Raw genomic sequence first — 9,913 nt, 5'->3', positions numbered from 1 at the left:
GGCAGAGCGCCGCCGGCGCTCTGGGAGGCGAACGCGATCCGCCCGCGCAGCAGGTCCGCCTGGGCGAGCCGGCGCTCGTCACCAGGGTGCTCGGCCGCCGGCGGACTGTCCCGGGTGCGGTCAGCTGGCGTAGACCTGACCGGCCCACAGGCCGCCCTCGGAGACGCACCGGTACTTCTTCACGTTGGAGGCCTTCAGGTAGTAGGGGGCGCGGGCGTCGCAGGCCGACTTCGCGGAGAAGTACTCGCCGGTGTACTGCCAGCTGTACGCGGCCTGGGCGGCGGGCGCCTGCGAGACGGGGGCGGCCTGCGCGGCGACCGGTGCGGCGACGGCCGCGCCGGCCCCCAGGAGCAGCGATGCCATCGTCATACCAACAATGCGACGCATGTCGTGTCCTCATTCCTCAAGGGCCCGGCCGATCGTCCGACCGGCGGCTCGACGGCCCGGCACCGAGACTTCCCGGGGGCCGAGGGGCGGACAAGGCCCGCCGGCCGTCCCGGACAGGCGCCCGGTGTCCGGGCAGGTCACGGCGGTGTCCCGGACACCCGCGCGCCCTCCGCGCAGACCTGCGCCGCCGGGCGGCGCGGGCGCACGCTGTCAGTGCGGCGTGCGAGGGTTCGAGGATGAGTGGATCTGACGGCCTGCCGGCCGGTCTGGACGATGTCGAACCGGGCGTGCACCCTCTCCGGGAGGGGCCCCGGGCCGGCGGTGCGCCGGTTGGTACCGTGCCCGTCATGAGCGAGCCGACGACGTTGGAAGAACTGGTCCTGACCCCCGAGGAGCGGGCGCGGGGAGTCCAGGTGGACCGGGTGATGTTCACGATGGACTGGACGGGTGAGGACGAGCCGGGGCGGTTGGCGGCGTTCGTGGCGGATCGGGTGAGGGCCTTCGGGGTGGAGCCGACGGGCGTCGACGACGACGCCGTCCGCCGGGCGGCCGAGGCCGACCCGGCGCCGCGCCGCGGTGATCTCCCGGCCCGCCAGCTCGACCATCTGGCCGGGGTGCTGGCGGACCTCGGCTGCACGCTCGCGGTGTGGGAGAGCGGTACCGACAGCTACGAGGTCCTGGTCGCGCGGACCGGGGAGTTCGAGCCGGACGGGGTGACGCACGACGGCCTCCCGGTGCGGGCCTGGGGCTCGGAGCCCGAGGCGACCCTGGTCAGCCTGGACTGTCCGGCGTGCTCGCGGATGCTGGTCTGGGAGCTGCCGCCGGCCGAGACGCTGGCCGACGAGCACTGCGAGTGCGGCACCGCGCTGTTCGACGCCGCCGGCCGGCCGCTGCCCGGTGTCACCCTCCACGACTGAGCCCTCCGGCTAGCGGATGGCCCCGCCCCGCTCGCGCACCTCCGTCCAGCCGGCGCCGTCCGAGGCGTGGACGGGGGGCCGGGGCCGCACCCACAGGTGGGCGAACGGGAAGTCGTACGCGCCGGACCCGCCGATCACCACCACGTCCCCCGGGCCCGCGTCCGCCGGCCCGGGGACGTCGTCCGCGAACACGTCGCCCTCGTAGCAGTTGGCGCCGAGCAGCCGGTACCGCCCGCCGAGGTCGTCCGGCGCGGCGGGGAACGCGATCGGGTGCGGCCGGCTCTTCACCGTGCGGGCCAGGTTCGTCCCCCCGTCCAGCACCAGCAGTTCCCGCCCGTCCCGGGACTTGCGGACCGCCACCCGGCAGACCAGCGCGCCGTGCGCCTCCACCAGGGAGCGCCCGGGCTCGATCAGCAGGTCCACCGCGTCCGGCTCCAGCCCGGCCCGACGGCAGCCGGACGCGACGGCGGCCGCGTAGACGTCCCACCCCCGCCCGGGCACCCCCCGGGGCGGGAAGCCTCCGCCGACGTCCACCGTCAACCGGCCGTCGGCCGCCTTGGCCAGCTCCCGCAGCACCTGCGCCCACGACACCAGCGCCTCGCCGTACGCCCGCGGCGCGGACAGGGTGCCGACGCCGACGTGCACGCCCCACACCGGCAGCCCGGCCCGGCCCAGCAGCTCCCGCGCCCGCACCACCTCGGCCGGCAGCAGCCCGAAGCGCGACCACTCGCCGTCACCGCCACGGGTCGCGAGCCGCAGCCCCACCGGCGGCGATCCGCCGGGCAGCGCCAGCAGGTCGCCCAGCTCGGTCAGCGAGTCGACCTGGACCGGCACGCCGAGCGCGGCCGCCCGGGCCAGCTCCGCCGGGCTCTTCACCGGCCCGTCGAAGACGATCCGCCCCGGCGCGAAGCCGTCCGCCAGCGCCAGGGACAGCTCCGCCCCCGACACCACCTCCGCCGAGCCGCCGAGCGCCGCCAGCCGCCGGGTCACGGCCGCCAGCGGATTGCTCTTGTACGAGTACGCCACCGTCAGCCGCGGGAACTCGCGCCGCCAGACCCGTGCCATCTCCCGGTAGCCCGCGTCGAACGCCTCCAGATCGAACAGGTAGAACGGCGTCGCGCAGCGCTCCGCCACCTCCAGCGCCCCAGCCCGCAAACGATCGCTCAGCACGGTGTGCACCACCTCCCGGCTCGGTTCGTACGGCCGCGACGCACGATAGGCGAAACCCCCGGGCTTGTCAGTGCCACCTCAAGATGAGCGCGTGGCGCGGGCCGGCGGGAGGTCAGTCCCGCCCGGCGGCCTGTTCGTAGAGCGCGACCAGCACGCCGTGCACCGGCTCGCCGGCCGGGGCCTCCTCGGCCTCGCCCACCAGCTCCTGGAGGGCGGCGCCGAGGCGCGCGGCCTGATCGGCGGTCAGCCGCAGGTGGCGCAGCACCAGCAGCGGCTCGTGCGGGGCGTTGACGCACTCCTCGGCCACCGCCCCGAGCAGGGCGGTGGTCGGGCCGGCGTCCTGTCCGGCCACGGTGACCCGCCGGGCGGTGCGCCGGTAGAGGTGCTCGCTGCCGCCGCGCACTTTGCGGGTCTCCACGATGCGGACGACGCCGGCGTCCTGCAGCACCTTGAGGTGGTGCGCGACCGTGCTCTTGCGGCTGTCCAGCGCCGCCGCCAGCCGGCCGACCGTGGCGGGCTCGCCACCGAGCAGCAACAGCAGCCGTTGGCGCAGCGGGTGGGAGAGCGCCTTGTACTGCTGGGGGCTCTCGATGGTGAGCTCCTGGGCCTGAGCCCGGTCCTCAACCTCGCCCTGGGCCTGGCCGCTCGCTCGGTCCGGTGTCCGGTCCCGTGTCTGGTCGTCCTCCATGCGTAAAGCGTCCAATTTTATTGACGCTTTCGCAAGCCCCGTGCTCTACTCGTCCCCACCCTGACCGATCACCAGCAGCGGGAGGCAGCGCATGACGCGGCTTCAGTCGGCCGAGATCGCCGAGATCGTCACCGAGGTGAGCCGGCTGACGACCGAGCTCTACGTCTTCCCCGAGGTCGGCGGGCGGATCGCCGCCGACCTCCGTGCGGCGCTGTCGGAGGGCCGCTACGACCGGGCCGAGGACGCCGAGACGCTCGGCCGGCTGGTCACCGAGGACCTCCAGTCGGTCAACGGCGACGGCCATCTGCGCCTGAAGTTCCACCCGCACCCGATCCCTGCGGAGCAGGAGGACGGCGCCGTCCTCACCGAGCTGGCCCGGGCCGCCGACCTCTCGCTCGGCGGGGTGCCCCGGATCGAGCGGCTGGAGGGCGGCGTCGCGCTGCTGGAGTTCGCCCCGATCCTCTTCCCGCTCGACATGACCGGCGATGCGCTGGACGCCGCGCTCGCCCTGGTCGCGCGGGCCGAGGCGCTGATCCTGGACCTGCGCGCGTGTGTCGGCGGCCACCCGTACACGACCGCCCACATCTGCGGCCACCTGTTCGACGAGCCGACGCACCTCAACACCCTCTACGACCGCGAGGAGGACTCCGAGCAGCAGTTCTGGAGCCCCGCGCAGGTGCCCGGCCCGCGGTTCGGCGGCAGCAAGCCGATCTACGTGCTGATCAGCAAGGCCACCTTCTCGGGCGGCGAGGAGCTCGCGTACGACCTCCAGCAGCGCGGCCGCGCCGTGGTGGTCGGCGAGGTGTCCGGCGGCGGCGCCAACCCCCGCCGGGGCTTCACGCTCCACCCCCACCTGGAGGCCACCATCCCGACCGCCCGCTCGATCAACCCGGTCTCGGGCGGCAACTGGGAGGGCACCGGCGTGGTCCCGGACACCGAGACCGACCCGGCGCTGGCCCACGAGGTGGCCCACCGCGCGGCCCTGGCCGAGGTGGCCCGGCGCGGCGGCGACACCCCGTCGGCGGAGGAGGCCCGGCGGGCGCTGAGCGGCGAGGCGGAGGAGCGCTCCGCGTCGGCGGACGCGCGACTCTGACGGCCGAGCCCGCCCCGGGCGCGGGCTCGGCCGTCGGCTAGGGTGGCTGCGCATGACGCACACCGACATCGAGGTCACCGCGGAGCTGGTCCGGGCGTTGTTGCGCGAGCAGCACCCCGACCTGGCGGACCGGCCGGTCCGGCTCGGGGCGCGGGGGTGGGACAACCAGCTGTGGCGGCTCGGCGAGGACCTCGCCGTCCGGCTGCCCTGGGCGACGGCGTCCGCGGACGCGCTGCTGCGCAAGGAGCACGCGTTGACTCCGCTGCTCGCCCCGCTCCTTCCGCTGCCGGTCCCCGTCGCGCAGCGCCTCGGCGAGCCCTCCGCGCGGTTCCCGCGGCCGTGGATCGTCACCACCTGGGTGCCGGGAACGCCCGCCGACCGGGCGCCCGCCACGCACGCGGCGGAGGCGGCCGACACCCTGGCCGCGTTCCTGAGCGCTCTTCACCGGCCCGCGCCCGACGGGGCGCCCGCCAGCCGGGACGGGCGCGGGGGGCCGCCGGCCGACCACGGCGAAGGGTTCGCCCGGGCGCTGGCCTCGGCCGTGGACCTGGGGCTGATCACCGACCCGGACGCCGTCCGCGCCGTCTGGGAGGACGCCGTCGCCGCGCCCGGGTGGACGGGGCCGGCGCTCTGGCTGCACGCCGACCTGCATCCGGCCAATGTGCTCACCGCGGACGGCACCTTCTGCGGGGTGATCGACTTCGGTGACGTCTGCGCGGGCGATCCGGCCTGCGATCTCGCCGCCGCCTGGATGCTGCTGCCGGACGGCGCCGCCGACCGCTTCCGCGACGCCTACCGGCCGGCCCTGGACCCGGCGGCCTGGCGCCGCGCCCGTGGCTGGGCGGTGCTCAGGGCGCTCAGCTGCCTGCTCATCGGCGAGGCGGGTGTCCGCGGCCGACCCGGTGGCAAGGCGAGCTGGGGCCCGCCCGCGAAGGCCGCGCTGCGACGGCTCACGGCGACGACTCCGGTGGACCCCCCGAGTCCGGAGATCCCGTCGGTCCCGTCGGTGCCGACGACCCAGCGGGCCCGCTGAGCGCGGCGGCCTCCAGTCGGACGGTCAGCCCGGCGAAGGCCGCCCGGAGCGCATCCGAACGGATGACGTGCGGAGCGTCAGCGCCGCCACGCGTGGCGGACCTTCAGCCGCCCGAGCCCCATGGCCCCGGTGATCCGGATCGTCGGGCCCCCGGGGTCGGCGGCCCGTCGGGGCTTGTAGCGGGTGTCCTTCCACCCGGCCCGCAGGCCGTCCAGGTCGACGACCGCGTCGCGAGGCACCGTGATCCTGGCCCGGCCGGTGCCGAGCTCCAGCTCGATGTCGACCACCCGATGCTCGATGACCGCCCGGGACAGGTCCAGGCGCACCCGTCCCAGCGCGGAGGCGACCTTGAGGACCCGGGGCACCCGCCAGACGCCGCGCCGCGTGATCCGTCCGCCGACGGCGCCGATGGTGGCCGTGCTGTCCGCCGGCTCCGCCGGGAGCGAGGAGAGCACCGCCGCCAGTTCGCCGTGCGTCGTGGCGGTGAGCACGTGGTGGAGGCGTTCGTCCATCTCCTCGTACGAGAGGTGCCCCTCGGCATACGCCCCCTGCACACGCTGGACCGCCGTGTCGCGGTCGTCCTCACCGAGCGCTCGCCGCGGGCCCTCAGACAGAGAAGTCACCCGTTCACCCTAGCGCCGCACGCTCACTGACAGGACGTCAGGCAGTACCCCGGTCTGGCGTCCGCGAGGTCCGTGAGCTGTCGGCGCAACTGGGCGGCGGATCCGGGGCATCGGCGTTCGAGCTCGGGCCAGCCGGTGAAGTGGAGTTCCCTGGGCATCGTGACGAGTCCGGTGATCGCGTCCCAGAAGGCGTTCCAGTTCATCCCGTAGAAGGAGGGGAAGCCGAGTTCCCGTTTCAGGACGGCGTGCAACGCGTGATCGTCCTGGACCGCACCGACGTCGATGACCACGCGGCGCTCCGGGTCCGGCTCGGGCTCCCCCGGCCCCCAGAAGGACGGGAGCCACCAGCACAGCACCGTCAGGTCGTCGGGCCGGGGGCGGCGGGGCCCGCTGTCGGCGTCCTCGAAGTCCTCGAAGCCCTCGAACCGGTCCGAGCGCGGATCGATCGGGTACCAGTCGGCGTCGAGCGGTTCCTCCTCGGTGGCCGGCCGGGCGAAACGCCGGCCCCGTTGGTCGCAGGCGCCGTACGCCCGGAAGTTCCGCTGGGCCTCGACGAGCGAGGGGCGGTCCGCGCCGCCCGGGGTGAAGGGCCGGCGCAGCCGCACCGGGTCGTCCTCCCAGGAGCAGACGGGGCAGATCGCGTACGAGCCGGGCCAGCCGTCGTCGGCGTCGAGGACGAGGTGGCCGCAGCAGGTGCAGGGACGTCGGGTATCCACCGGCCCAGCCTGGTCCGTGATCACCCCGCCCGCAAACGGTTTGCCGTCGTGCGCCGGGCAGCGGTTCGCGTGACCGGGGGTCGCGCGGCGGTGGGCGTGCGCCGGGTGGCGGGTGGAGTGCTTCCGGTGCCGGGGTGGCGCTCCCTTCCGGAGGGGGCGGCGCCCTCGCAGGATGAGCACCGGACCGTGCGACACCGGGGACGGTCGGCGCCGCCGGGGACGCGGTCGAGTGAGGAGGACGTCGTGGAGTGGGAGAGCGGTCAGGGGCCGTCGGCGCAGGAGGTCGGTGCCTGGTACGACCGGCTGGGCGGGCTGTACAGCCTGACGATGGGCGACAGTATGCACCTGGGCATGTGGAACGGCGGCCGGCGGCCCGATCCGGGGCGGACGCTGACGGCGGACGAGGCGTGGCAGGAACTGACCGCCGCCCAGGACCGGTGGACCGACGACCTGATCGCCGAACTCGGCCTCGTCCCGCACCAACGGGCGCTGGACGTCGGCTGCGGCACCGGCCGGCCCACCGTCCGGCTGGCCGCCGCCTCCGGCGGGCACGTCGTCGGCGTGACCGCGAGCCGCAGCCAGGTCGAGCAGGCCACCGCCCGGGCCGAGCGCGAACTGGCGGGCGGAAGCGCGCGGTTCCTCCACGGCGACGCGATGGACCTGCCGTTCGAGGACGGCTCCTTCGACGCCCTGTGGGCGATCGAGTCGTTCGCGCACTTCGCCGACCGGCGGCGCGCCCTGCGGGAGGCCTGGCGGGTGCTGCGCCCCGGCGGGCGCCTCGTCCTCGCGGACTGCTTCGAGGCCGTGCCGTTCACCGACCAGGAGGCGCGGCTGTTCCGCGGCGGCTTCGCCCTCGCCCCGCTGCCCCGGTCGCTCGACGACTACCCCGCGCTCGTCCGCGAGGCGGGCTTCACGGTCGAGCGCGTCGTCGACAAGAGCGCCGACTTCGTACCCACCTACGAGCTCATCCCCCAGGTCCACGCCGGCCGTCGCGAGCAGATCGCCGACCGGCTCGGCCCCGAGCTCGCCGAACAGCTCGACACCGCCTACCCGCTGATCCTCGGTCTGTGCCGGGACAAGATGGGATATGTGATGGTGAGCGCCCGGAAGCCCGGTCCCGACAGCTGACGGCACGGCCGGTAGGGTGCCGGGGTGACCGGATCCGAGCGCGCCGCGCTGCTGTTCCTGGACGTCGACGGGCCGCTGATCCCGTTCGGTGGGGAGGCGCCGTACCCCCTGTACCCGGGGGCGGGTGCCGGCGGGAATCCGCTGCTGGCGAGGATCGATCCCGGGCACGGGCCGCGGCTGGCCGCGCTGCCGTGCTCCATCGTGTGGGCGACGACCTGGATGGCCGACGCGAACGCGTGCATCGCGCCGCTGCTCGGGCTGCCGCCGCTGGCCGTGGTGGAGTGGCCGGAGCCGTCCGGTACGGATGAGGCGGACGAGCGGGGCGGGCTGCACTGGAAGACCCGGGCGCTGGTCGCGTGGGCGGACGGGCGGCCGTTCGTCTGGGTCGACGACGAGATCGGCGGTGCCGATCGGGTGTGGACCGCCGCGCACCATCCGGGGCCCGCGTTGCTGCACCGGGTCGATCCGCGCGTCGGGCTGACCGACGGCGACTACGCGGTGCTCGACTCCTGGCTGCGGCGGCTGTCCTGACGCCGCGCTCGGCCGGAACGACGGTTTCCGGTCAGCGCCCGGGCGGGGCGGCGCGGGTGTGGCGGGGTGGGTGGGGCCGGTGCGGCGGCGGGCGGGGCGGCCGGGGCGGGAGACAGCCGGAGGGGCGGACTCCGGGTGCCGCGCGAAGGGCCGGGCGGCGTGTACCGCAGGCCTGTGCCGCCGCCCGGCGCGCCCCTACGATGTGAGCGCCGTCGGGCCTGACCCCCGACCCCGTCACTGCCGGCCGACGCCGGGTAGCGCCGGTCCCCTCCCTGAGGGACCGGTCGTCCCGTCGGCCGCCGCCCGCCGGCTCACCCCGGGCACGGGCGGAGCAGCGGGGCGGGCAGCACCGCGCAGGCCGCCCGTGACCACCCACACCCAAGGGGTATGCCCATGCACGCCGGCACCGCCGTACCACCGGTCAGACCCGTCCCCGCCGACCGCGCGTTGCGCGCCGTCCGCGCCCTGCCGCTCGTCCTCGCCGTGCTGGCCGCCCTGGTGGGCGTCAGCCTCCCGGCGGCCGGCCCGGCGCACGCCGCCGTGCCCGACCGCTGGGGCTTCGCGTACCTCGACAACCCGGCCCCGCCGCCGGGCTACGTCCCCGACACCACCCGCCAGTGGGGCAGCTGGCCGTCCCCGGCCGCCAACCCGGTGAAGGTGGACCAGGTCGGCACCGGGTCCTACGTCGTGCACTTCCCGCTGATCGCCGGTCCCGGCGGCATCGCGCACGTGACGGCCGTCGGCCGCACCGGCAGCTGGTGCCAGGTCCGGAGCTGGGCGACGGTGGGCACCGGGCAGGACGTCTCGGTCGGCTGCTACCGGCCGGGCGGTGCTCCCGAGGACACCCGGTTCACCGTCCTGTACACCACCAGCAGCGGGGTGCCGGCGCCGGCCGTCGGCGGCTACGGCTACGTCTACTCGAACACCACCGGCGCGGTGATCACCCAGTACAACTCCACCGGTGGCACCAACACGGTCGGCTACGGCGGCACCGGCGTCTGGAAGGTCTGGCTGCCCGGTCTGGGCCAGGCGAACCCCGCCGGGAACATCGAGGTCACCGCCGTCGACCCGGTCAACGGCGCGCGCTGCAAGGTCGCCGAGTGGGCACCCGCCGCGAGCGGCCAGACCGTGCTGGTCAACTGCTACAACGCCGCCAACGCCCCCTACGACACCCGCTGGACGCTGAGCTACTCGGAGAAGCGGGCCGTGCACGGTCCGGCGCTGCCGCCCAAGTCCTACGGCTACCTGTGGTTCAACGGCGGTGTGCCGGCCGGCACCAACTTCAACTCCTCCGGCCCGCCCAACACGCTGACCGGCTCCGTCCCCTACACCGTCAACCTGCCGAACATCGCCGTCCCCTCGGACACCGCGCAGGTCACCGCCTTCGGCCCCGGCCCGGACTACTGCGGCCTGGCCACCCCCTGGGCCCGCAGCGGCGCCACGGCGAACCTCTATCCGCTGTGCTTCACCGGCTCCGGCTCCCCGATCGCGTCGCGCTTCTTCACCGCGTTCACCTCGGCGTTCTGACCGAGCCGACGGCCGGGCCCGGGCGCCGCGCGCGCCCCCGCCCCCCCCCCCCCCCGGTCCGACCCACAGAGCAAGACACAGCAACCCAATCTGTTTGAGG

Annotated in this window: 11 protein-coding genes; 6 read left to right on the top strand and 5 right to left on the bottom strand. The window is 75.4% G+C overall.

The genetic code is table 11. The features are described 5' to 3' along the window. Nucleotides 1–120: 120 nt before the first annotated feature. Complete coding sequence (locus ABTX81_RS39210) at nt 121–369, bottom strand: hypothetical protein (protein WP_350555687.1); 249 nt, start codon at nt 367–369, stop codon at nt 121–123. A 365-nt stretch (nt 370–734) separates the two neighbouring features. Between ABTX81_RS39210 and ABTX81_RS39205 the strand changes: the two genes are divergently transcribed. After that, entirely contained in the window at nt 735–1,304 is a 570-nt protein-coding gene (locus ABTX81_RS39205; protein ID WP_350555685.1) for a DUF6630 family protein, read from the top strand. 9 nt (nt 1,305–1,313) lie between these two features. On the opposite strand, the gene ABTX81_RS39200 is transcribed toward ABTX81_RS39205, so the two are convergent. Then, on the bottom strand, nt 1,314–2,474 hold the full coding sequence (locus ABTX81_RS39200) for a type III PLP-dependent enzyme domain-containing protein (protein ID WP_350555683.1): 1,161 nt from the start codon (nt 2,472–2,474) through the stop codon (nt 1,314–1,316). 112 nt (nt 2,475–2,586) lie between these two features. Then, entirely contained in the window at nt 2,587–3,162 is a 576-nt protein-coding gene (locus tag ABTX81_RS39195; RefSeq protein ID WP_350555681.1) for a helix-turn-helix domain-containing protein, read from the bottom strand. A gap of 91 nt (nt 3,163–3,253) precedes the next feature. On the opposite strand from ABTX81_RS39195, the gene ABTX81_RS39190 reads away from it, so the two are divergent. Both ABTX81_RS39190 and ABTX81_RS39185 read left to right on the top strand, forming a co-directional pair. Next, complete coding sequence (locus ABTX81_RS39190; RefSeq protein ID WP_350555679.1) at nt 3,254–4,255, top strand: S41 family peptidase; 1,002 nt, start codon at nt 3,254–3,256, stop codon at nt 4,253–4,255. Nucleotides 4,256–4,307: 52 nt separating this feature from the next. Beyond that, nucleotides 4,308–5,288 carry an aminoglycoside phosphotransferase family protein gene (locus tag ABTX81_RS39185; RefSeq protein WP_350555677.1) on the top strand — a complete coding sequence of 327 codons (981 nt, stop codon included), beginning with the start codon at nt 4,308–4,310 and terminating at the stop codon, nt 5,286–5,288. 77 nt (nt 5,289–5,365) lie between these two features. Here the strand turns inward: ABTX81_RS39185 and ABTX81_RS39180 are convergent, their stop codons facing one another. Together ABTX81_RS39180 and ABTX81_RS39175 are read right to left on the bottom strand one after the other, a co-directional pair. After that, nucleotides 5,366–5,911 carry a DUF1707 SHOCT-like domain-containing protein gene (locus ABTX81_RS39180; protein ID WP_350555675.1) on the bottom strand — a complete coding sequence of 182 codons (546 nt, stop codon included), beginning with the start codon at nt 5,909–5,911 and terminating at the stop codon, nt 5,366–5,368. A 23-nt stretch (nt 5,912–5,934) separates the two neighbouring features. Beyond that, nucleotides 5,935–6,627: a CPCC family cysteine-rich protein gene (locus tag ABTX81_RS39175; protein WP_350555673.1), complete on the bottom strand. Its 693-nt coding sequence runs from the start codon at nt 6,625–6,627 to the stop codon at nt 5,935–5,937. Between the two features lie 243 nt (nt 6,628–6,870). On the opposite strand from ABTX81_RS39175, the gene ABTX81_RS39170 reads away from it, so the two are divergent. The 3 genes from ABTX81_RS39170 to ABTX81_RS39160 all read left to right on the top strand — a co-directional run bounded on the left by ABTX81_RS39170 (nt 6,871) and on the right by ABTX81_RS39160 (nt 9,813). Then, the gene (locus ABTX81_RS39170) at nt 6,871–7,755 is read left to right on the top strand and encodes a class I SAM-dependent methyltransferase (RefSeq protein WP_350555671.1); all 885 of its coding nucleotides are present in this window, start codon (nt 6,871–6,873) and stop codon (nt 7,753–7,755) included. Nucleotides 7,756–7,779: 24 nt separating this feature from the next. Continuing rightward, nucleotides 7,780–8,286: an HAD domain-containing protein gene (locus ABTX81_RS39165; RefSeq protein ID WP_350555669.1), complete on the top strand. Its 507-nt coding sequence runs from the start codon at nt 7,780–7,782 to the stop codon at nt 8,284–8,286. A 393-nt stretch (nt 8,287–8,679) separates the two neighbouring features. Next, the gene (locus ABTX81_RS39160; RefSeq protein ID WP_350555667.1) at nt 8,680–9,813 is read left to right on the top strand and encodes a hypothetical protein; all 1,134 of its coding nucleotides are present in this window, start codon (nt 8,680–8,682) and stop codon (nt 9,811–9,813) included. Nucleotides 9,814–9,913: the final 100 nt, after the last annotated feature.

The sequence above is a fragment of the Kitasatospora sp. NPDC097605 genome, assembly GCF_040302725.1.
In the GTDB taxonomy this organism is placed as follows: Bacteria; Actinomycetota; Actinomycetes; order Streptomycetales; family Streptomycetaceae; genus Kitasatospora.
Note: the sequence above shows the minus strand (reverse complement) of the source record. Positions and strands in the feature narration are given on the sequence as shown.

Bases quoted from the DNA above. Each gene is read 5' to 3' on its own strand.
- ABTX81_RS39210 (WP_350555687.1), bottom strand. From the start codon at position 369: ATGACGATGGCATCGCTGCTCCTGGGGGCCGGCGCGGCCGTCGCCGCA.
- ABTX81_RS39205 (WP_350555685.1), top strand. From the start codon at position 735: ATGAGCGAGCCGACGACGTTGGAAGAACTGGTCCTGACCCCCGAGGAG.
- ABTX81_RS39195 (WP_350555681.1), bottom strand. From the start codon at position 3,162: ATGGAGGACGACCAGACACGGGACCGGACACCGGACCGAGCGAGCGGC.
- ABTX81_RS39190 (WP_350555679.1), top strand. From the start codon at position 3,254: ATGACGCGGCTTCAGTCGGCCGAGATCGCCGAGATCGTCACCGAGGTG.
- ABTX81_RS39185 (WP_350555677.1), top strand. From the start codon at position 4,308: ATGACGCACACCGACATCGAGGTCACCGCGGAGCTGGTCCGGGCGTTG.
- ABTX81_RS39160 (WP_350555667.1), top strand. From the start codon at position 8,680: ATGCACGCCGGCACCGCCGTACCACCGGTCAGACCCGTCCCCGCCGAC.